Here is a 20,337-nt window from a genome sequence, read left to right on the forward strand (position 1 = left end):
GTCGAGGAACTCTTCTGGCATGCAGCGGTGACGGCAATCCGGCGCTGCACGCGACGACGCTCAGCGCGATCCCGTCCCCCACCGTCGCTCACCTGCCCGCGCGCCTTCACGGACATCCGGTCGAGCCGGACGAAGCGGATCAGCGCGCGTGCGCCGTCGCCAGCTCCCCCCAGTGGGTCGTGGCGCGCAGCGACAGCGCGCCGCGCTTCATCGTCCACACCGGCCCCTTGCGGATCCCGGCGAGCCCGAGGCCGACGGCGGAGCGGCCGTGGCGCTTGGTCACGGCGTCGATCGTCGCGCCGAGGCCCTTGCTGTCGAACGCGGTGTCGAACACCTCGAGGAGGGCGTGCGAGTCCCGCGGCGACAGGTTCGTCAGGATCACGCCGGCCCGCACGTAGCGCGCGCCCTCCCGCAGCCGCGGCCGCAGCGTCCCGATCGCGGCCTTGACGATCGCCACCGGGTCGTCGGTGGGGACGGGGAAGCCGGCCAGTCCGCCCGCGGACTCGTACGGCGCGTCCGCGAACGGCGACGTCGACGCGAAGACGCTCATCGTCTTCGTCACCGACCCCTGCGCGCGCAGCCGGTGCGCGGCGCGCTGCGCGTAGACGGAGAGCACCTGCTCCATGTCGGCGATCGTCGTCACCGGAGTGGCGAACGAGCGCGAGAAGATCAGCTGGTCCCGGACGGTCCGCGCCGCCTCGAGCGGGATGCAGTCGACCCCGCGCAGCTCGTAGACGGAGCGCCGCAGCACCACCGAGAACTTCTTCCGGATCAACGCCGGGTCGGCATCGCGCAGGTCCCGGATCGTGTGGATGGACAGCTCCGCGAGGCGCTTCCCGGTGCGGCCGGCCACTCCCCACAGCTCGGTGACGTGCTGCGACGCCATCAGCGCGTCGAGCTGCGCCGGCGTGTACCAGTCGGTGTCGCAGACCCCGCCCAGGCGCGGGTGCTTCTTCGCGCCGCCCTTGTTGACGAACTTCGCGAGCGTCTTGCTCGGCCCGAAGCCGACGCAGACAGGCAGCCCGACGTTCTTCGCGACGGCCGCCCGCATCGCCCGCCCGATCCGCGCCCGCTCCGCCACGTCGCCGTCGACGCCGAGGAAGCTCTCGTCGATCGAGTACACCTCCTGCCAGGCCGAGTAGCGGCCCAGCAGCTCCATCACCCGCGCGGAGAGCTCCCCGTACAGCTCGTAGTTGCTGGAGCGGGCGATCACCTCCGGGAGGCGCCCCGAGCGGATGAGCGGCTCGACCGTGAACCACGGCGTCCCGTTCTCGATGCCGAGCTTCTTCACCTCGTCCGAACGGGCGACCACGCAGCCGTCGTTGTTCGAGAGGACGACGACCGGCCGCCCCTGCAGCTTCGGGTCGAACAGCCGCTCGCAGCTGACGTAGAAGCTGTTCACGTCGACCAGGCCGATGCGCCGCTCAGAGCGCACGGTGCAGCCGGTGCAGACAGACGGTGACGACGCCCCAGATCTGGAGGTCGCTCAGCTCCGCGACGAGGATCGGCGGGTAGTCCGGGTTCTCCGCGCGCAGCACCACTCCCCCGGGGCTCAGCTCGAGCCGCTTGACGGTCAGCTCACCGTCGAGGATCGCGATCACGACGCTGCCGTGCGTCGGGGTCAGCGAGCGATCGACCACCAGCTCGTCGCCGTCGCTGATGCCGGCGCCGGTCATGCTCTCGCCCGAGACGCGGACGATGAACGTCGAGGTCTTGTCCCGGATCAGGTGGTCGTTGAGGTCGAGGGAGCCGTCGAAGTAGTCCTGCGCGGGCGACGGGAAGCCCGCCGCCACCGCATCGGCGGGGACGAGGAGGGAGACGGCCACGGCGTCCCGGGCAGGGGTCGCGATGCGGTCCACCACGGTCACGCTCATTCTCGGCCCTCCTCACGGGATCGAACATGTGTTCGAACATGTCCGAGTGTAGGTCGACCCCACCGACATCGGCACCGGAGGCTCCTCGCTCGCGGCCGCCTCCGATGCGCGAGGATCGGACCCGTGGATGCGGAGCGGGTTCTCGGAGACGGTCGTGCCGACGGGGTGTGGTGCCGGCTCGGCGAGCCGCTGACGGTGGCGCAGATCGCGCGCGGCGGACCCGCCTGGCTCTGCCTGGACGCGCAGCACGGCGCCTTCGACGACGCCGCGGTGCTCGCGAGCATGCGCGCGCTGGCGACCGTGAGCGAGCGTCCGCCCGTCGCCGTCCGCGTCGCCGGGCTCTCGGACCCGCTGATCGGGCGGGCGCTCGACGCCGGAGCGGACATCGTCGTCGTCCCGATGATCGAGTCGGTCGAGGACGCGGCCTCGGCGGTCCTCGCCGCGCACTACCCGCCGCTCGGCCGGCGCAGCTGGGGTCCGATGACCGACCTCTGGGGCGCCGCGCCCCCGTCGGCCGCCGAGGCGCGGCCGGCCCTCTGGCTGATGATCGAGACGCAGGCCGGCCTGGACGCGGTCGAGGAGATCCTCGCGGTGCCGGGGGTCGCCGGCGTCTTCGTCGGCCCGTTCGACCTCGCGATCGGACTCGGCCGGGAGCTGCCCGAGCTGCTCGCCGCGGACGGACCCGGGGACCCGCTGCCGAGGATCGCCGCGGCCGCCAGGAGCGCGGGCATCGTCGCCGGTGCCTACGCGGGCGACCCGGAGCGCGCCCGGCAGCTGCGCGCGCTCGGCTTCCCGCGGGTCGCCGTCGCGACCGACCAGTCGCTGATCGCGCTCGGCACGGCGGCGGCGCTCGGTGCGGACGGCTCCGGCTGCTGAGCCTCCGAGGGATGCGACGACGGCGATGACGACGACTCCGGGGTGACCGCGAGTCCGAGGCCGCGCCGCTCGCCCTCTCGCCCGTCGGATCTCGGACTCCTGGCCGCACACCTCGGCGCTCGGCCGGGACGTGCTCGCCTCCGTGCAGGCGCTGCGGCGCTGAGGCGCGGGCGTGAGCGGACGCCGCAGCGGGCACGACGTCAGCAGCCGGTCTACGGCGATCGACGTCGGGGGCAGGGACCGATCGTCCGATCCCGCGGAGACGCTGCTGGCGTACTCGCGGGGCACCCATCGGCCACCGAGCAGGTCGCTGCCCGCCAGGGCACATTCGGAGGACTGCTACCAGCGGCCGGCGATCCGCTATTTCGATACGACGAGCTGAACCACGCGTTCGAGCGGACGGTACAGCTGGTCGGCTGACGGCGGCGTCCTGCGTTCAGACGATCCGCTCCCCCGCTAGGTCGGGATCGGAACGCATCTGTGACTCGGGGGTGACGAGCACCTCAGCTCGGGTGCGCGCCCTTGACTTCTGATCCGCCGTCGAAGTGTCCCGAAAACCGCCCCGTCACCGGGCGATTCATCGGGCGGGTCCTACGGGACGCTTCCGCCCGCGCCGATGCGGGGTGCATCTCGCTTTCCGGAGTGATGCAGTGAGCGCCCGGCTATCGGACACCAGCGTGAGCCTGACGCGGCCAATGTCAGACTGTCTCGGTCCGAATCAGCTCACGCGAGATTTCCTAGGGAGACCGGCCATGACAGACACTCTCGATGCGCGACTGGACAGGATCTTCGCCGCCCGGAACCGGGAGGACATGCGTCCCACGATCGACGCTCTTCGCCCCCTCTACGACGAGCACCCCGAGAATCCCCGAGTCGTCTACGAGGTCGGCGGCGCGTACGACACGGCGGGAGAGGAAGCGACCGCTCTCGGTTTCTATGAGCGGGCGATGGAACTGGGGCTGAGCGGAGACATCCGCCGCCGCTGCTACCTCCAGTACGGCAGCACCCTCCGCAATCTCGGCAAAATCGAGGAATCTCGAGCATTGTTCGCACGCGCGCGAGACGAGTTCCCGGAGTCCGTCTCCCTCGGAGTGTTCGAGTCCCTGACACTCCACGCCGCCGGCCAGGTGAACACCGCGCTCGCCAGCCTGCTCACCCTCCTGGCCGACCACGTCGACGCGACCGAGCTCGACCGGTACAAGCCGGCGATGCGAGGCAACGCCGAGTACCTCACGTCACTCGACGCGCACTCTAACTGAGCGTCCCCGACGCCCTGATCGAATTCGGAGTCATCGCCGCCCTCGTCCGATGACGGATCCACTGGATGTCTCGCCAACGATCCCCGTCCGGAACTGGTCGAGGCCTGTCGTGGCCGAACTGGCCGCTCTCGGTAGTGTGTGGCGATCGAGCAGCAGGAACGTCCCGCTGGGGAGGTGTGCGCGGTGGAGCTGCTGAATGTGCTGGTACTGCTCGTCGTCGCGGCGGGTGCCGCCTGTCAGGTGCTCTCCGGTGTCGGCTTTGCTCTGGTCTGCACCCCTTTCCTCGTCCTCACGGTCGGTCACGATCAAGGCGTGCGAACCGTTCTCGCGATGTCGATCCTGCTCAACATCGTCATCCTGCTCCGGTCGTTTCGGCAGGTGCGCCTCGGAGACGCGTTCCGCCTCCTGCTGCCCGCGGCGGTGCTGGTCGTACCGGCGATCACTCTCGCGAACACTGTCCGAACACCTTTTCTCTCCGCCTTGGCCGGGGCTGTCATCCTCCTCGCGACGGCCCTGATAGTTGCGGGGCGCGCACTCCCCTGGCTCGAGGGGACGCGGGGAGCTGTCATCGCCGGGGCAACGAGCGGCGTGTTCAACGTCCTCGCAGCCGCCAGCGGGCCGCCCGTTGCGCTCTTCGCTGCTCAACGTCGATGGCCTCCGATCGTTGCCACTGCGACGTTGCAGGCTTTCGCACTCCCTCTCAACGTCGTCACTCTTGCGCTTCTACGGCCGATCTCGAGCGACGCCGCAGGACTGGGATGGGCACTGACCGGGCTCGTTCTCGGAACCGTCATCGCCTCTTTCTTCTCAACTCGGGTTCCCCCTCGTGCGGTCCGTTCCGTCACCCTGTCGATCGCAGGACTCGGAGGAGCAACGCTGCTCATCACCGGGCTCATGACGATCGCCTGATTCCGACCAGCTGCCAATTCTCACCGATGAGACGAATGCTGGGTGGGGCTGGTTGGATTCGGCCCGCAACCTGACCGCGCCGGAGTCCGGTAGGGGATCTCCTTGCGGGACGGGTGCGATGAGCCGGATGTGCGGATTGAGAGGAACTGGGTATTGCCAGGCCTTGCGACACAAGGCATAGTGTGTCCATGGCGACCGACACCGAGAAGATCCTCACGAACCTCCGAAAGGGGGTTCTGGAGTTCTGCGTCCTCGCGGCGATCTCCGGCGAGCCGAAGTACGGGCGGGATCTCGCGCACACGCTCAGCGAGCAAGGGATGCTCGCCGGCGAAGGCACCCTCTATCCCCTTCTCTCACGACTCCGCGATACGGGCTTCGTGTCGACCGAGCTGACCGAGTCGAGTCAGGGACGACAGAGGCGCTACTACTCCCTCGCTCCCGCGGGTCGCGCCCGGCTCGAGGAGTTCCGCTCGGCCTGGGCGCCGTTCCGGACCACCGTCGACACCCTCTTGGAGACGCACTGATGACCACCACACAGGCCCCTCAGACCCGCCGCCCGTACCAGGCCCAGTTGCGGCGCGAGCTGGCCGTGCTGCCGCGGCGATCACGCCGCAGCCTCCTCCAAGAGGCCTCCGAGCACGCTGCCGACACAGCCGACACAGCCGACCATCCCGGAATCGACAGCTCCTTCGGCGATCCCGTCATGATCGCTCGGACCGCGCTGGAACAGCAGGACACGAACGCTCGACACCCAAGCCGACCCAGTCCACTCATGCCCTCGAAGCTCCTGCAGCTCGTCGCCGCCGTCCTTGCAAGCCCGCTCGCAGTGATCGCCGTGATCGACCTCCTCGCCCGAGACTCCTCCGTCGACTCCTTCAGCGACTCCGGCCCGGATCTGGTGCGGATCCTGCTCTGGGCTCTTCTCGCACTGCCGCCCCTCTTCGCTCGGTGGACGACGTGGTGGAGGACCTCGGTCGCCTGCACGACGCTGTACGCCTGCTACCTCACAATCGCTCTAATCGTCTTCCTCGGAGGATGGAACGTGCCGAGCGCCGGGATCGTCTTCCTGATCAGCGGACCGCTCGCCATCAGTCACGCGCTCGCGCTCGCCCTCTCACTCATCGCTCTCTTCCGAGCCCCCAGGGCCCTCCGCCTCCGCTGACCACCTCGCGTCCACGTACCCGGCAGCCGCTCAACGGACCTGACGCGATGAACGATCGCCATACGGGACGGCGTAGCGAGAACTCTGCATCGCAGAGTAGATTGCTCTACATCGCAGAGTGATCGGAGCAGCATGTCATTGACGCGCACCCCCTGGAAGAACGAGTCCGGGCTGCCCGACGGGTATCTTCGCTGCCGCTCATCATCTCCGGCGTCGGGGTCATCGCGGCCGGACTGGTGCCCCTCGTCGGGCCGAGGCTGTTCTTCGTGAGCTTCCTGGTTCCTGCCGTCACGAGCATCGTTCTCTGGGCCGCGTTGAAAGCGGCTGCCGGTCGTGCGGGTGTGGGGATGGGGCGGGAGCGGATCGGGCTTGTCACCGCGATCATCGCCGCGGTCTCGGTTCTGACTCTCTTGATCACGATGTTCGCCGGTCCAGCCTTCCTCGTCGGAGTGCTCCTGTTCGTGGTCGGTTGGCGACTCGAGAACCGTCTTCAGTGGATCGCCGGCCTCGCGATAGCGATAGCGTCCCCTCTCCTCAGCTACAGCTTCATGCAGAACGCTGCCTACGGATTCGGCTTGATCCCGGTCGACTCCTACCGCTTCACTCCTCTGTCCGTCGATGACGTCGTACTCGCGGCCATCGGCCTCGCCCTCACCCTGATGGGTATCCGCGCCTTCCGGCAGGAGACGGCACGTGTCCGCAATACCAGGCGCTGAGGAGTCGGCTGACGACGAGTTCGCGTCCCTGGACGATGCGGTCCACCAGCGGACACGTCTCGCGATTCTGACCATCCTTCACGAGGCCGGCGAAGCCGATTTCCGCTTCCTACGCACCACCCTCGACCTGACTGACGGGAACCTCGGGCGGCACCTCGAAGTCCTGCTCGGCGCCGGCTACATCACCACGCGGCGGGGGTACGACGGGCGCCGGGCGAAGAACTGGGTGGCTCTCACCCCTCAGGGTGCCGCCGCCCTCCGTATCGAGATCGAGGCGCTACGAGCGATCGTCGCGCGTGTCGATCGCGACCGTAAGTAACGCGGATCAAGCCCGCGACGATGGGAGAAGTGACATGACCGCTGTAAGTACGCAGACCACCAACACGTCGACGGGCGGTACCGCTCCGCGCAGCTACCTCCGCTCGGTGCTGCTGGGTGCTCTCGGCATGATCGTGGTGCCGGTGCTCATCGTGCTCGCGACGACCTCGTGGTCCTCCCCCGGCCCGGAGGATCACGTGCGGATGGCGCTGGCCTCAGTCGTCGCCGCATGCGTGTCGGTGGTCGGATCTTGGTGGCTCGCGTTCGACCGGCGCAGCGCCGGAGCACCGGGCCGCACCTGGTTCTGGGGCATTGCGTGCCTCTTCACCCTCGCCGCGGTGTCGACTATCAACACCGCTGCGGAGCGACTCGAAGGCCTGATCACCAGCTGAACGAGTCGAGACGGTCTCGATGACCTGAGCAAGCTCCGGACGCGACTGCACGATTCGCCTCTTCGCGTAGCTGGCGGCCGGGTGTGGTCAAGCGGATCCCGAGGAGTACGAGCCCCGCCGTCACCGCGGCTGCGCCGAAGGCGACGGCGGCAGTGGCGCCCACCGACCCTGAGGTGAGCGAGCCGATGAGGGTCAGTGCCGCGCCCACTATCAGGAGGACGGCTGTGTACGCGTTGCCGAGCGTGCGAGTGGTCATGCCCGGAATGTAGTGCCGAGCGTTGCGCGCGAGAATCACGGCTCGCTGAGCGTCTGCGCTCGGTTCGCGAAACTGTCTGAGGCTTCGCATTACGACGGAGCGTTGTCCGGACATGTCCACAGTGAAGGGCAATCGCTGAGGGGGAACGACATGGATGACATCGATGAGCTGGTGCGTCGAGCTGCACCGCCGGCGTTGGGATCGGATCCGGGGAACGCAGCGCAGGCGCGTGCGATCGCGCGAGCCGTCGCGGACGAGCGCCGTCCGCGACGCTTCCGGCTGCGGTCCGGTCTCGGAGTCGCGGTCCTGAGCATCGGGCTCGTGGGCGTCGGAACGACAGCTGCGGTCGCCGGGCCGGCTCTGCTGAGCTGGGTCGGCTGGGCTCCGGATGCTGCCGTGCAACGCACCTTCGAGCTCAACGCAGGAAGCGACGTCGGTCTCTGCGCCGTCGTCGCGCGCGTGGTCCCCGAGTACGGCGGACAACTCTCGGACGCTGAGGTGAACGAACGCACCGAGCAGGCGCGCGAGTTCCTGGCCGGCTTCGACTGGTCTCCCCTCGTGGCGGCGATCACCGCCCAGGACATCGAAGCCGGACTGGTCGAGGAACAGGCCGAACGGCAAGCGTTGAAGGATCGCATCACGGCCGAGGGCGGGAACCCGGGAGACGTTCCCGACGCAGATCGGGGGATCGTCGCGAGCACGCTCATGAGCGACGAGATGTCCCGCGTCTTCGAGGAGGCGGGCCACCTGGCCGGCGGGGTGTCTCTCGAGATGGCTGGCCAGTGCGGCGCTGGAGGTGCCGAGTGATGGGCAGGAGGCGCCGCGATCACCGGGAGGCGACTCTCGAAGGTCTGCACGACGCCAACGCAGCCGACCTCCTCAGCTACTTCGGCCGGCGCGTCAGCGTCCCGGCCGACGCCGCCGATCTGCTCAGCGAAACATTCGTCGTCGCCTGGCGACGCATCGACCATCTGCCCTCCGACCCGGAGCAGGCGCGAATGTGGCTGTTCGGAGTCGCCCGCCGACTCCTCGCGAACGCAGCCCGCGGAACGCTCCGACACGCTGACCTGACCCTCAAGCTGCGTCAGCACCTCGAAACCCAGCCCATCGAATCGACCGATACCGCAACCCTCGACGTGCAGGACGCACTCGACCAGCTGCCACCCGACCAGAGCGAGCTCGTGCGTCTGATCCTCTGGGACGGCTTCGCCCTCCCCCAAGCCGCCGCGATTCTCGGGGTCAGCACCTCGACTGCACACGGCCGACACCAACGCGCACGCAACAGGCTCCGAGAACTCCTCTGCCCCGACACGGCTCAGACGGTTGCGACCGCGCCGCGGCCCGGGACGAGGACGGCGTGAAATGTGAGGTGGGCGCGGTAGCCGGCCGAACAACGACTCCGCGCGGGACAGGCTCGCCCCTCGTGAATCGATAGTGCAGACGACCGTGGGCATCTCGATGTTCACGGTCGTCTGCACGACTGCCGTCGCATCGCGAAAGTTGTGCAGGTGACTACGAAAAACGACATATGCCGAGACGCCGTCTTCGGCGGCCGGACGACGACCCCTCATCGGACGCCCGCAGCGGCGGCCATGGCCGGTACGGTGACCGCATGAACGACGACGAAGAACGTCACAACCTGGTGGCACTCACCGAGATCCTCAACGGCTACATCAGAGCGATCGAGAACCCCGAGAAGCTGTTTCAGGTGTGCGCGAACGTCTCGGGAGGTCGCGACGACGAGAGGGCAGCCGTCGCCGCGGCATTCGAGGTCAGCGACGTGGTGGCCAATGCGATTCTTGACTTGCAAGTGAGGCGCTTCACGCCGAGGTCGATCGAGCAGATGCGGAACGAACTGGCCGACTACAACCGTCGACTAGCCGAACTCAACCGACCGTAGGCGATCCCCATACGGGACGAGCCGCCGGCGTGGCCGGTGTAGAAGTCACGCCGACCTCAGGAAGCGTTGATGTCTCCGTGGATCGTCAGGAACCAGGCCGTGTCGCCGTCCGCGTTTGACGCGGTGGCCTCGACAGTCGAAATCGGCTTCTCGCCGAGCGACGCCGGGTCGATCTCGTGCGGGCCATCGGCACAGTCGATCGCCTCGAGGGTCGTCGTCGTCCTCGTCGTCGGGCCTCCTGCCGTGGACAGCGATCCGATCTCGAGATCGATCACTCCGTCGCCGAGACATTCAAAGGTGATCGCTGTCGGCAGGGCGGGTCGCGCGAGAGTTGCTTCGACGTGGCCACCATCATCGTCGGCGTTAGCGTTCAGCGAGAGAATCGCAACAACGTCACGGTCCGTTTCCACATCCGCTTGGCGCTCTGCACGCCACTGAGTGATGCGAGGGTCCTCCCCAGATATCGGGGCGCAGCCTGCGAGAGACGCCACGAGAACAAGACCAACTACTGCGCTGACGGGACGGTGCCTCATCGCTACACAGTAGGGGCAGGCGATCGCAGATGGACGAACTTCTGACCCGATCGCGAGATAGTGAAGCTCAGCGCTGAACAACCTCGCCTCTGTGCCCACGTCGATCGGATCTGTGCCTTGCGGTCCCACTCTCCCCGCTGTCGCGTTCAGCACTACGGATCCTTGGCGGAACCGTGCCGGTGAACGATCCCCCTACGGGACGCCAGAAGCGATGAGAGTGAGGCGGAGCGCGCGACGGCTTGGCCATGCGCTCGCTACGCTCACGGAATGTTCGGCCTCTCGCGTTGGCGCCCGCGAGCTGACGCTCGCCGTTCGCGCCGCGCTCGGTTCCGCTCCCTACTCGCTGAGGCCTGTAGCGCGTGCTCTCACCCCTGGGTGGAGCACCTCGCGGATGCCGGACCGGCCGGCGGTCACGTCTGCTCGGAGTGCGTCTACGAGCTCGAGCACGGGTTCAGCCACGGGCCGACCTGTCACCGACCGGTTCCGATCGACGTGTTGAGTCGCGCTGACGCCGCCGCCGCGACAACAGCGCGGGGCGGCAACGAGCGACTGGTCGGAGGAGGTCGGATGCGAGACGGTGCAGAAGACCGCGATGACCCTTCGATCCCGACCCTGCGCGAAACGACAGCCGCTCTCCTCTTCGGGCTGGTCCAGCCCCGAGACGTGATCGCTCTGGCAGCGGATCTCGTGGCAGCAGGGAGCGACAGCGAGTCCCTTGTCGCTCTCGCGTCCCTCTACTCCAGCGCCACTCCCGCCGATGTCTTCGACCTCAGCTCGGCGGCACTCATCGAAGCGGGCGCGCGGCCATTGGATCGGGACGGTGAGGAGATCCCGCTTCTCGCGCTGCGCGTCGCGTGCCGTCGTTTCCTCACCGGCGACTGGGATCTCCGCGCCTTCTCCTCCTGGGTGCACGACCGGATCGGGCACGACGGACCGGCAGCTGCACAGTTGCTTGTCGAGGTCGATGACCAGCTCGGCGCGCGAGGCATCGGAGCCGGTACCCGATACCGCCAGAAGGTCGCTCGACTCGCCGTCGCCTTCCTCGCAGACACAGAAGGACCGGCGAGCGAGGACCACTAACGAATCCGTTCGGTGCACGATCCCCATTCGGAATGAGGGAGCTCGCGCTTTTCGCTCCGGCGATGAGCAGGCGAAGTAGGGTGAGCGAAACGCAACGGGGGACGCGATGGGCCACGAACGACCGACCTACAGATTCAGGATCAGTGCGGTCGCGGTCGCGCTCATGGCCTTTCCTCTTCTCGCCGGGTGCGCGCAGCAGGACACCAGCGTCTACGACGACCCGACCGTGTACTCGGACTACGACAGGGCGCAGCAGGAGCAGGACGTGCTCCCCTCGCTTGGCAGCGTCGGAGACAAGCTCGATCCCGACTCGATCCGGTTCGCTGGTTCGGTCGAGGGCTACGACTTCTACCTCGCCTTACCTCGCGAGGGAGCGGGGCATTGCGTCATCGTCAATGAGGGTGACGAGCCGGCGAGCGGCTGCGGCGAGAAGCTGTCGAAGCAGAACGACTGGACGGTGCAGATCCACCCCGATGACGCCGTGCCGGATGAAGCAACCGGCGAGGGCTGGACCCAGCTAGGCAAGAACCTGTCGGTCCGCGCGAGCTGACGACGGGAACGCTCTCGCACTTGACCACAGCCCCTGGCCGAGAGCAGCAGCCCGACGACTTTGCGACCCGATGAACGATCCCCTACCGGACGCCCGCTGGACCAGCCCTACACGAGACGACCGCACCTTGCCGCTGAGCAACGGAGGCCCAGGCGCTGGGTATTCCAAGCTGCGGTCATGGCACCTGAGCTCGGGACCGGTCAAGACGACGCGAACAAGTACCAGCCGTCGGATAAGCGGCGGACGTGGCGGTCTTGGTGGACCGTCTTGGCATTGAGCTGCGCCGCGGTCGCGTGCCCGCTGATCGGGTTTGCGCTCGGAGAGCCGGCGCGTGACTGGGTCAGGTTTGTAGGCTTGCTTCTGCTGTTCGCCGCGATCATGCTCGGTGGGTGGCTGGCGAACGAGGCGCGGCCGCGAAATTAGCGACCGGCCAACGATCCCCCTACGGGACGCACCGAGTGTCTTCGTCTCCGCGAGAACAGGCCGGTGTCGAAGCAGAAGAAGATCCGGAAAGTACTGCTCACCGCGCGCGCGGAAGACTCGGCCGTCAGGATCCAGCGAGGCTGGAAGCGGGCCGAAACGATCGAAGGGTTCGTCGTAGGAGTCGGTCGCAAATGGACGCTCATCGCAACAACGACGACAGGGGGCTTCTTCGACGGCTACGCCACGATCCGCCTGACCGACATCACCCGCGCGCGACCCTACGACTCCTGGGAGCACCGCTTCTTCCAAACACTGCCCGAATGGCCGCCGCGACCACCCGCCGGCAGGTCTGCAATCGATCTGGACACCACGTCGGGCATGCTGGCGACCTTCCTCGAGCCGGGCGTCCTTCTCTCCATCGAACGCAGGAAGAAGCACGCGATGTGGGTCGGCGTACCGAATGAGCTCACACGCAACTGGTTCTACCTCTGGGAGGTCGATGCGAACGCCGTGTGGGACCCCGCACCGCGGGGCTACAGACCCCGAACCGTCACCCTGGTCCGGACCGGCCACCTCTACCTCCAGGGACTGGCCGTGGTCGCCGACAGTCCCCCGTCCGAAGATCTCCCGCACCACTGGACGGCCCGCTCGAAAGCATCGCGCCGAGAGAACCGAACGGCGACGCACTGAGCCATGGCCTGCCGGTCGCTCACCAGGCGAGCCGGTGGTCGTCCTCGAAGACCGCGCCGGTCGGGCCGTCGGCGGGCAGGGTGGCCAGGCGGACGGCGACCGCCGCGCCTTCGTCCGGCGTCCTGCTGCCGCGGAAGTCGTTGAAGTCAGTGGCGACGTGACCCGGGGCCGCGCCGTTGATCTTCAGCGTCGTGGCGGCGAACTCGCGGGCGTAGTGCACGGTCAGCGCGTTGAGGGCGGTCTTCGAGCTGGAGTAGGCCATGGAGGGCTGCCCCACCCAGGCGCCCTCCTCGCCGAGCGAGCCGCGCTTGCTCGTGACGTTCACCACCCGCGCATCCTCCACTCGGGTGAGGAGCGGCAGGAACGCCGTCATCATCCGCACGACGGCGAAGACGTTGACCTCGTACACGCTCCTGATGTCGTCGACCGTCTCCTCGGTCGGCGTCGGCAGGTGATCCATCGGGTGGAAGGTGAGCGTGTTGACGCCGGCATTGTTCACCAGCACGTCGAGATGCCCGAACTCCTCCGCGACGCGCGCCGCGAGGGCATCGACGTGGTCCTGCCGGGTGACGTCGAGAAGGACGGGCCGGACGTCGCCGTCGAGGGTCCCCGCCGCGTCCCGGCCGGCGTCGACGCTCCTCGCTCCGAGCAGGACGGTGAACCCCTGCCGTGCGAGGCCGCGCGCGATGGCCAGGCCGATGCCCTTGTTGCCGCCGGTGACGAGGGCGAGCTTCGTCGCAGAAATTCTAAGTGTTGTCATGTCAACACTCTGCGCTCCGCCCGTTGTCGTGTCAACACCGGCACCGTAGGCTGGGCGGATGACCGCACCGCTGAGCGAGCAGGACCAACTTCTCTGGCATGCGTGGAAGATCGCAGCGGACCAGGTCCGGCAGCGCGTCGCCGAGGAGATCAAGACCGGCACGGGTCTCTCCGACCCGGACTTCGGTATCCTGACGCGCCTGGTCGAGCTCGGCGGCGGGGAGCTCCGCCAGAGCGACCTCGCCACCTCGATGCAGTGGCACCGCAGCCGGCTCTCGCACCAACTGACCCGCATGGAGCAGCGCGGTCTGCTCGGTCGTCGGAGCGCGGACGCCGGCGTTCACGTGCAGATCACCGATGAGGGGCGGGATGTCGTCCGCGCTGCCCGGCCGATCCACGCCGCCGCTGTCCGCAGGCACCTCGTCGATCGCACTGACGGCATCGATCGCGCGACCCTGATGCAGGTGCTCGAGCGGCTCGCGCAGGGCTCCTCGCCGTCCCGATGAGGAATCCCCTCACGGGACAAGCGCGCCGGCTTGGACCGGGGTGACACGTTCTCATCGGACTCGCTTCGCCCACCGCTCGACTCGACAGACGCGCGGCCCTGAGCTCGCTGGTCAGAGGTCTCGCCGGGCGGTGAGTGGCTCGGAGCCGATGACCTCCAGCAAGGCGAGGTTCTCGGCGTCGCGTGAGCCCGCCGGCGCGGTGTAGAGCACGAGGTGCTGGTCGCGTTCGGTGATGGCGAGGGAGTCGCAGTCGACGGTGATCGCCCCCACCGGTGTGCGGCGGAACGTCTTCCGCAGGGGTGGCGGCGTCTGGACGTCGTGCCGTTTCCAGAGCCGTGCGAACTCGGCGCTGCCGGTCCGGAGGTCGTCGATCAGTTCCGCGACGACGGGGTCCGAGGGGTACGTGGCGTGAGCGTTGCGGAGCTGCGTGACGACGCCCTCTTGGAATGCGATCTCGTCCGAGATTCCGTAGATCGCTTCCGGTGGCTGCTCTGCGGCGAGGAAGGTCTTCCTCGCGAGGTTGCGGTCGCGCGGCGGCAGCAGCGAGAAGTCCTCCATGAGGGCTGCTGCGAGCTCGTTCCACGCGAGCACCTCGAAGGTGGCGGACAGGACGATGCCGGCGGTGTGCGGGAGTCGTTCGAGGAGCGCGAGAACGCTCGGTCGAACGTCGCGACGGTGCAAGCCCGACGGGGTCGGAGCGGTGCCGGCGAGCCGGTGCAGGTGGTCGGACTCCTCGGACGTGAGACGGAGAGCACCTGCGATACCACCGAGGACGACGTCCGAGGGTCGAGGAGCGCGGCCCTGTTCGAGACGGGCGTAGTACTCGGTGGAGATGTGCGCGAGAACGGCGATCTCCTCCCGGCGCAGTCCCGGTGTTCTGCGGCGTGGTCCCGACGGTAATCCGACGTCCTCCGGCCGAAGACGCTCGCGGCGACTTCGGAGGAACGCTGCAAGCTCACCCTTGTCCATGCTCCCCAGTGTGCGCCTGAGCCGGCGATGGATCCTCGTACCGTTTGTGCCTGGATGCGGATTCTTCGGGCGGCGACGGTGTTCGTATGACACACACCAACGAATCCACACCGATCGGCCTGCTGACCGGCAAAGTCGTCTTCATCACCGGAGCCAGCCGTGGCATCGGCGCCGCAGCGGCTCGCCTCTTCGCCGGCGAGGGTGCCGCTGTCGTGCTGGCGGCCCGCAACACGAAAGCGCTCGGCTCGATCGTCGACGAGATCCGCGGTCAGGGCGGCACGGCTGATGCCGTCGCCATGGACCTCGCTGACCGGGCGAGCATCCGCGCCGCCGTGGACCACGTCGAGGAGCTCCACGGACGCCTCGACGGCGCCTTCAACAACGGCGGTGTGAACCAGCAGAACGTCGGTCCCCTCGACACCACTTCCGACGACGACATCGACGAGCAGTTCGCGGTCAACTTCCGTGCTCACTGGGTCGCGATGCTTGCCGAAGTAGCCCTCATGAGGAAGTCCGGAGGAGGTGCGATCGTCAACACCTCCAGCATCGGCAGCCGCCGCGCCGTTCCGCCCCTGCCCGCCTACGGGGCGATGAAGCGAGCACTGAACAGCATCACCGAGACCGCGGCCGTGACCTGGGCCGGGGAAGGCATCCGCGTCAACGGCATCACGCCAGGGGGAACCGCAACCGAAATGATGGACGAGTGGGAGAAGAAGACGCCGGGCATCATCGACGCGAACAACGCAGCCAGCCCCCTCGGCCGCATGGCGACCGCCCTCGAAGTCGCCGAAGTCGCCGGTTTCCTCCTGAGCGACCGAGCCTCGGCCGTGACGGGCGCCATTGTGCCCGTCGACGGCGGCGCCGGCGCCTGAGGCAGGGGGAACGCACATGACCGACACAACCACCGCCGGCCTCGCTCGCGCGAGAGGACTGACTGAGGGTTACCCATGCAACGGACGAAGCGTCAGAACCTCTGGCTCGCGCTCATCGTGCTGTACGTGCTGGGCAGCGTCGCCGCCATGATCGGCCTCATCCCCATCGCGCTCGGCTACGACGAGCCGATCTTCAAGGCGACGTGGTGGGTGCTGCTGCTCCTCTGCTTCGCAGCAAGCCTCGGTCACCGACTCAACGAGATATTCGGGTTCGCGTCTCGCCGGAAGCGACAGGGGCGACCCGCGAGCGGTTTCGAGCAGCTGCGTGGGTACTTCTTCGGCTACCCGTCCGCAGAAGACGACGCCGCGGAGCAGGCGCCTGATGCCGACGGATCGGCGATGTCTGGCCGACGTCACTGATACCGCGCCGCCGACCGATCCCCTCTTGGGACGCGGTTGCTCGACCGTCATCTTCCCTGCACGCCCGGAGATGACGGTCTGCTCGTAACGTTAAGGGATGAAGGATCGTTGGCTGTTGGTGACGGGGGTCGCGGTGACCGCACTCGTCTGCGCTGCCGCGACATGGTTCCCCCGGTCATCGCCGCCGCCTCAGTTCTCCGTTTCGGGCGTCGTCGTCAATGAGGCTGGTGAGCCGATGGGTCGATGCCTCCTCGATTCCTTGACGGGAGAGGAGTCGGGTATGTTCACCCGCCGGGACGGCACGTTCCCATGGCCGTTTCGAGTCTTCGGATTCCGGGAGTACGACGTGGGAGCCACGTGCGAAGGCGGCAAGGTAGCCAGCGACACCGTTTTCGTCACCGGAGACATGTACATTCGCCTCGTCGCGAGGTGAGCCGCGGCCAGCTTTCCCTCTTGAAGTCAGCATTGCGGAGCGAGAGGCCTCCACTCACCCTCGAGCCGCGCCAGTCGCGCACGGCCTGTAAGGGACCGAAATCACAGACCGAGCGTGACCGACTCGACGCGTCCGGTCACCGATCCCCCTACGGGACGAAGGAGACGGGTCCGATTGACGCCGATCAGTTTGCGGGTCGTTCGTCCCAGACACCGTCGTAGGGCGTGATCGTCTTCATGAACTCTGCGCTTCCCCACGCCGGATCGCCGGGGATCAGAACAAGGGTCGCCTCGTCGCGCAGCATTGGATCTCCGTTCGGGTAGGGCGCTCCGCTGGTGCAGCTCGCTGGCGTCGACACGACGTCGAGGACGTCACCTACCGCTGCCTCCCCGCCGAAGACCTGGGTGACGGTCGCGCGGTGAAGCGACGCCTCTTCGCCGTACATCGTCACTGTCGTCTCAGTCGGCTCGAGCTCGGCTCGCACTATGAAGTCGTGTGAGCCAGCGGCCTCCTCCAGAGAGTCGTACGCCCTCCAGTCCAGGCAGGCCGGCTCACTGAACTCCGACACGAAGTCAGAAGTGCACCCTGCCATCGCACTCGTGACCAGGAGCAGGCCAGCACAACGCAGCACGGCGGCCTTCATCGTTCCTCCTCTGCGCGGCATACCCAACACCGATCAGCCTAGGTCGGAGCGGAAAGGACTATAGGGCTGCACAGCGCGCAGACCTGCACGGGGACGACCCCGCCTCTATCGGTTCCGGCAATCAAGCCGCGAAGCACCCGGAGCACCATCCCCAGACGGTACGACGATCGATCGACCCTCCGACCAGCGCGCCCGAGCGCGAATTGCATGTCAGCGGCCGCGAGCATCAACGATCTGATGACGTTCACGGTACTCACGATGCAGGCGGCGGCGAGCAGTGGTTCACTGACCCGCATGATGCAGGGACGGCGAAGACGAGTGACATCCATTCTCGTCGTTGCCGCCATCGCGCTCAGCGCCGGCGGCTGCACCGGAATCACGTCGAGCTCGGCCGGATCCTGTGCCGTCAAGGTGATCGAACTCCAGGAGTCGTCCCTCCACCCCGGCGGAGTCGTCCACCTCAGCGCCGACTTCATCTGGGAGACCTGCGAGGACACCGGAGGCACGAGCCGCGCCGCTTCAGATGTCACTGTCACCATCACCCCCTCCGCGAGCGGCGAGGAGATACTGCTCGGTCGACCGATCCCTCAGGGCGAACGGTCGACGGTCGACGCGTCCTTCGACCTCCCCGCCGATCTCCCTACCGGCCCTGCCGTGCTTGCCCTGCGCACACAGAGCAGTGACCCGATCTACGTCGAACTACCGATTGGGATCACGCGATGAGTTCCCCTGTTCATCTGCGTGCGCAGCGGATCGTGTGGGGGTCGTTTCTTCTCGTGGTGGGGCTGCTCTTCGGCGCAGGACAGATCTGGGTGAGCCAGTACCAGGGAGCGACCTACAAGTGCATGGTGGATGGGCCTTTCTCGCCGGACGCGGAGGTCTCGGAACGTTCCGGCATCGTGGTGGGTTCCGCGGCGCTGTGGCCGCTCGGTCGCGCGTGCGCGTGGGCGCGCGCCGATGGTGAAGGGACCGTCACGACTTACTCCGGGCGCTGGCCACGCACGCTTGCGGCTCTGGGCCTGACACTCGGCGGGCTCGCACTCGCCGTCGCGCCGGCGAAGCGGCGAGGGCAACCCGACCCACACTCGTCTCACTGATCGATCCGCTGACGGGACGCATGCTGTCCGAACTCACATGAGTAGATGATGCGGTGAGTACTTGGGTCCACATCGCATCGGGCCGGTACGGTGACCGCATGGACGACGACACCGAACGTCAGAGCCTTGTGACGAGTATCGAGATCCTCAACGCCTGCATCAGAGCTGTCGAGAACCCCGAGAAGCTGTTTCGGGTGTGCGCGAACGTCTCGGGAGGTCGCGACGACGAGAGGGCGGCCGTCGCCGCGGCATTCGAGGTCAGCGACGTGGTGGCCGGTGCGATTCTCGACATGCAGGTGAGGCGCTTCATGCCGAGGTCGATCGAGCAGATGCGGAACGAGCTGGCCCGCTATGCCCGTCGACTTGCCGAACTCGACAGTCCGTAGGCCGACGTCGCCGCAGCACTCGCCACGTCCGCGAACGACTGACCACGCGTCCGGATGACCATCCGCTTATGGGACGGACTTCGGGTTGAACCCGTCGTCCTGCCTTGAGGTCAGACCGCGGCTTCTTGCCGTCGCGTAGCCTCATGGTGCAGTCAACCAAGGGGGACCTGATGAAGCGCGCCATCGTCATTACTGCGAGCGTTCTCGGGCTGAGCATCGCCGCACTACTCCTGGTGATCGCCTACGTGTCGGTAGGACGAAGCTTCGGCCAGGAATGGAGCAGCCTCGACGGCCCGCAACCCGTCTGGCCGGCCGTCGTCGGCTTCGGATCGATGAACCTGGCCGCACTCAGCGGAGCCACTCTTGCTGTCCTCGTCCTCGTCGTCGTCGGACGCGAGTTCAGCCGAGGACGGAACGCGAAGAGTCGGCGCTGACCCTCTCTCAACCATCCGCTATCGGACGGTCGGAACAGGAGGTCGCGCCGGTCGACCTACTATCGGGATGTGACCCACGATCTGCTTCTGCCTGAGCACGTCTCGCACTACACGAGCATCGCCGGGCTGATCGGGATCATGAAGTCGTCAGCGCTCTGGGCCACTCATATCACGCAGCTGAACGACCCGAACGAGAATCAGACGGCCGTCGGCGTGCTGGAAAAGGTACATGCGATCGACGAGCAGCTGTACGTGCAGACATACAAGGTGCGAGACAGGGATGACCTGTTCGTCAGTTCACTCAGCGCCGCACAGGACCACCTCGGGATGTGACGCCCTTACAACTCTCGAATCGAGATCGTCTTCAATACCGAGCGGCTGGTCGCGACGGTCGAGGAGCTGAACCGCGACGTCGGTGCCCGCTTCGCACAGACAAGCTACGAGGAGATCGACCTCGAAGAACGGCTCAGCACGCTCCTGGCACCCGACAGCACCGACCCCGCAGGCCCCTACCAGGTGGCGATCCTGGCGGCAAGCCATAAGAGCGCCCACTGGTCCGACGAGAAGGAGTACAGGTTCGTTGGCCTCGTGCACTCGCACGATGGAGGCCGCGAGGCGGCCCGAGTGCAGTTCCGGGAAGGGGAGGTGGGCCTCTCCCCCTACATCGAGTTGCTTCTCTCACCACGGGGCCCGAACGGACAGCCGCTCAACCCACTGCCCTTCGATCTGATCAGCGAGATCCGTGTCGGTCCGAAGGGTGATCAGAACGCCCTCGTCCGGGCCCTCGAGGTCGTAGCGAACCAGCACCTGAGCCCCGAGGGCGACTCCTGGCCGATCACCCGATCAGAGCAGAGCTACCGCTAGGACTGAGAAATAGAGG

30 protein-coding genes are annotated in these 20,337 nt (G+C 67.3%); 24 read left to right on the top strand and 6 right to left on the bottom strand.

Translation table 11 applies throughout. The features are described 5' to 3' along the window. Positions 1–139 precede the first annotated feature (139 nt). Both EDF43_RS07315 and umuD read right to left on the bottom strand, forming a co-directional pair. Positions 140–1,435 carry a Y-family DNA polymerase gene (locus tag EDF43_RS07315; RefSeq protein ID WP_132436131.1) on the bottom strand — a complete coding sequence of 432 codons (1,296 nt, stop codon included), beginning with the start codon at positions 1,433–1,435 and terminating at the stop codon, positions 140–142. Then, entirely contained in the window at positions 1,425–1,874 is a 450-nt protein-coding gene (umuD, locus tag EDF43_RS07320) for a translesion error-prone DNA polymerase V autoproteolytic subunit (protein WP_123446383.1), read from the bottom strand. Before umuD ends, EDF43_RS07315 begins: the two co-directional genes overlap by 11 nt. Before the next feature lie 123 nt (positions 1,875–1,997). On the opposite strand from umuD, the gene EDF43_RS07325 reads away from it, so the two are divergent. The 11 genes from EDF43_RS07325 (at position 1,998) to EDF43_RS07380 (ending at position 9,662) form a co-directional block, all read left to right on the top strand. Continuing rightward, entirely contained in the window at positions 1,998–2,750 is a 753-nt protein-coding gene (locus EDF43_RS07325; RefSeq protein WP_165909045.1) for an aldolase/citrate lyase family protein, read from the top strand. Positions 2,751–3,445: 695 nt separating this feature from the next. Beyond that, positions 3,446–4,009, top strand: a complete 564-nt coding sequence (locus EDF43_RS07330) for a tetratricopeptide repeat protein (protein WP_347812537.1) — start codon at positions 3,446–3,448, stop codon at positions 4,007–4,009. Between the two features lie 138 nt (positions 4,010–4,147). Then, complete coding sequence (locus EDF43_RS07335) at positions 4,148–4,918, top strand: sulfite exporter TauE/SafE family protein (RefSeq protein WP_123735662.1); 771 nt, start codon at positions 4,148–4,150, stop codon at positions 4,916–4,918. A gap of 188 nt (positions 4,919–5,106) precedes the next feature. Continuing rightward, positions 5,107–5,442 carry a PadR family transcriptional regulator gene (locus tag EDF43_RS07340; protein ID WP_104338373.1) on the top strand — a complete coding sequence of 112 codons (336 nt, stop codon included), beginning with the start codon at positions 5,107–5,109 and terminating at the stop codon, positions 5,440–5,442. A gap of 248 nt (positions 5,443–5,690) precedes the next feature. Continuing rightward, the gene (locus EDF43_RS07345; RefSeq protein WP_132436133.1) at positions 5,691–6,080 is read left to right on the top strand and encodes a hypothetical protein; all 390 of its coding nucleotides are present in this window, start codon (positions 5,691–5,693) and stop codon (positions 6,078–6,080) included. Between the two features lie 266 nt (positions 6,081–6,346). After that, a complete protein-coding gene (locus EDF43_RS07350; protein WP_132436134.1) occupies positions 6,347–6,796 on the top strand; it encodes a hypothetical protein in 450 nt (149 codons plus the stop codon). Beyond that, positions 6,774–7,115: a transcriptional regulator gene (locus EDF43_RS07355; RefSeq protein WP_243646253.1), complete on the top strand. Its 342-nt coding sequence runs from the start codon at positions 6,774–6,776 to the stop codon at positions 7,113–7,115. Before EDF43_RS07350 ends, EDF43_RS07355 begins: the two co-directional genes overlap by 23 nt. Before the next feature lie 34 nt (positions 7,116–7,149). Then, positions 7,150–7,506 (top strand): hypothetical protein, encoded by a 357-nt coding sequence (locus EDF43_RS07360; protein ID WP_132436135.1) that lies wholly within the window; start codon positions 7,150–7,152, stop codon positions 7,504–7,506. 406 nt (positions 7,507–7,912) lie between these two features. Further along, on the top strand, positions 7,913–8,569 hold the full coding sequence (locus EDF43_RS07370; protein ID WP_132436137.1) for a hypothetical protein: 657 nt from the start codon (positions 7,913–7,915) through the stop codon (positions 8,567–8,569). Further along, positions 8,569–9,123: a sigma-70 family RNA polymerase sigma factor gene (locus tag EDF43_RS07375; protein WP_132436138.1), complete on the top strand. Its 555-nt coding sequence runs from the start codon at positions 8,569–8,571 to the stop codon at positions 9,121–9,123. The genes EDF43_RS07370 and EDF43_RS07375 overlap by 1 nt, the downstream gene beginning before the upstream one ends. 251 nt (positions 9,124–9,374) lie before the next feature. Further along, a complete protein-coding gene (locus EDF43_RS07380; RefSeq protein ID WP_132436139.1) occupies positions 9,375–9,662 on the top strand; it encodes a hypothetical protein in 288 nt (95 codons plus the stop codon). A gap of 56 nt (positions 9,663–9,718) precedes the next feature. Here EDF43_RS07380 and EDF43_RS07385 read toward each other — a convergent pair whose 3' ends face one another. Beyond that, the gene (locus EDF43_RS07385; protein WP_104345938.1) at positions 9,719–10,072 is read right to left on the bottom strand and encodes a hypothetical protein; all 354 of its coding nucleotides are present in this window, start codon (positions 10,070–10,072) and stop codon (positions 9,719–9,721) included. Positions 10,073–10,762: 690 nt separating this feature from the next. Here EDF43_RS07385 and EDF43_RS07390 point away from each other — a divergent pair. From EDF43_RS07390 to EDF43_RS07400, 3 genes are all read left to right on the top strand, one after another. Next, the gene (locus EDF43_RS07390; RefSeq protein WP_123735670.1) at positions 10,763–11,275 is read left to right on the top strand and encodes a hypothetical protein; all 513 of its coding nucleotides are present in this window, start codon (positions 10,763–10,765) and stop codon (positions 11,273–11,275) included. 106 nt (positions 11,276–11,381) lie between these two features. Beyond that, the gene (locus EDF43_RS07395; RefSeq protein WP_123735671.1) at positions 11,382–11,825 is read left to right on the top strand and encodes a hypothetical protein; all 444 of its coding nucleotides are present in this window, start codon (positions 11,382–11,384) and stop codon (positions 11,823–11,825) included. A gap of 486 nt (positions 11,826–12,311) precedes the next feature. Beyond that, positions 12,312–12,938 carry a hypothetical protein gene (locus tag EDF43_RS07400; RefSeq protein WP_123735673.1) on the top strand — a complete coding sequence of 209 codons (627 nt, stop codon included), beginning with the start codon at positions 12,312–12,314 and terminating at the stop codon, positions 12,936–12,938. A gap of 19 nt (positions 12,939–12,957) precedes the next feature. Here EDF43_RS07400 and EDF43_RS07405 read toward each other — a convergent pair whose 3' ends face one another. Beyond that, positions 12,958–13,698, bottom strand: a complete 741-nt coding sequence (locus tag EDF43_RS07405) for an SDR family NAD(P)-dependent oxidoreductase (RefSeq protein ID WP_132436140.1) — start codon at positions 13,696–13,698, stop codon at positions 12,958–12,960. Positions 13,699–13,756: 58 nt separating this feature from the next. Here EDF43_RS07405 and EDF43_RS07410 point away from each other — a divergent pair, with 58 nt between their 5' ends. Then, a complete protein-coding gene (locus EDF43_RS07410) occupies positions 13,757–14,203 on the top strand; it encodes a MarR family transcriptional regulator (protein WP_132436141.1) in 447 nt (148 codons plus the stop codon). A gap of 111 nt (positions 14,204–14,314) precedes the next feature. Here the strand turns inward: EDF43_RS07410 and EDF43_RS07415 are convergent, their stop codons facing one another. Continuing rightward, the gene (locus tag EDF43_RS07415) at positions 14,315–15,265 is read right to left on the bottom strand and encodes a helix-turn-helix transcriptional regulator (RefSeq protein WP_243646254.1); all 951 of its coding nucleotides are present in this window, start codon (positions 15,263–15,265) and stop codon (positions 14,315–14,317) included. On the opposite strand from EDF43_RS07415, the gene EDF43_RS07420 reads away from it, so the two are divergent. From EDF43_RS07420 to EDF43_RS07430, 3 genes are all read left to right on the top strand, one after another. After that, the gene (locus EDF43_RS07420) at positions 15,259–16,044 is read left to right on the top strand and encodes an SDR family oxidoreductase (protein ID WP_132436142.1); all 786 of its coding nucleotides are present in this window, start codon (positions 15,259–15,261) and stop codon (positions 16,042–16,044) included. The genes EDF43_RS07415 and EDF43_RS07420 overlap by 7 nt on opposite strands. A gap of 75 nt (positions 16,045–16,119) precedes the next feature. Next, on the top strand, positions 16,120–16,464 hold the full coding sequence (locus EDF43_RS07425; protein WP_132436143.1) for a hypothetical protein: 345 nt from the start codon (positions 16,120–16,122) through the stop codon (positions 16,462–16,464). A gap of 133 nt (positions 16,465–16,597) precedes the next feature. Then, positions 16,598–16,897: a hypothetical protein gene (locus EDF43_RS07430; RefSeq protein ID WP_165909046.1), complete on the top strand. Its 300-nt coding sequence runs from the start codon at positions 16,598–16,600 to the stop codon at positions 16,895–16,897. 184 nt (positions 16,898–17,081) lie between these two features. Here the strand turns inward: EDF43_RS07430 and EDF43_RS07435 are convergent, their stop codons facing one another. Then, a complete protein-coding gene (locus EDF43_RS07435) occupies positions 17,082–17,540 on the bottom strand; it encodes a hypothetical protein (protein ID WP_132436145.1) in 459 nt (152 codons plus the stop codon). A gap of 237 nt (positions 17,541–17,777) precedes the next feature. Between EDF43_RS07435 and EDF43_RS07440 the strand changes: the two genes are divergently transcribed. The 6 genes from EDF43_RS07440 (at position 17,778) to EDF43_RS07465 (ending at position 20,321) form a co-directional block, all read left to right on the top strand. Beyond that, positions 17,778–18,263, top strand: a complete 486-nt coding sequence (locus EDF43_RS07440) for a hypothetical protein (protein ID WP_132436146.1) — start codon at positions 17,778–17,780, stop codon at positions 18,261–18,263. Then, positions 18,260–18,637: a hypothetical protein gene (locus EDF43_RS07445; RefSeq protein ID WP_123735681.1), complete on the top strand. Its 378-nt coding sequence runs from the start codon at positions 18,260–18,262 to the stop codon at positions 18,635–18,637. The genes EDF43_RS07440 and EDF43_RS07445 overlap by 4 nt, the downstream gene beginning before the upstream one ends. Before the next feature lie 98 nt (positions 18,638–18,735). Further along, positions 18,736–19,023, top strand: a complete 288-nt coding sequence (locus EDF43_RS07450) for a hypothetical protein (RefSeq protein ID WP_132436147.1) — start codon at positions 18,736–18,738, stop codon at positions 19,021–19,023. A gap of 170 nt (positions 19,024–19,193) precedes the next feature. Next, on the top strand, positions 19,194–19,457 hold the full coding sequence (locus EDF43_RS07455; RefSeq protein ID WP_132962486.1) for a hypothetical protein: 264 nt from the start codon (positions 19,194–19,196) through the stop codon (positions 19,455–19,457). 69 nt (positions 19,458–19,526) lie between these two features. Further along, on the top strand, positions 19,527–19,790 hold the full coding sequence (locus EDF43_RS07460; RefSeq protein WP_132436149.1) for a hypothetical protein: 264 nt from the start codon (positions 19,527–19,529) through the stop codon (positions 19,788–19,790). A 183-nt stretch (positions 19,791–19,973) separates the two neighbouring features. Further along, entirely contained in the window at positions 19,974–20,321 is a 348-nt protein-coding gene (locus EDF43_RS07465; protein WP_132436150.1) for a hypothetical protein, read from the top strand. Positions 20,322–20,337 lie beyond the last annotated feature (16 nt).

Source organism: Rathayibacter sp. PhB179 (assembly GCF_004345345.1).
GTDB classification, from domain to species: Bacteria; Actinomycetota; Actinomycetes; order Actinomycetales; family Microbacteriaceae; genus Rathayibacter; species Rathayibacter festucae.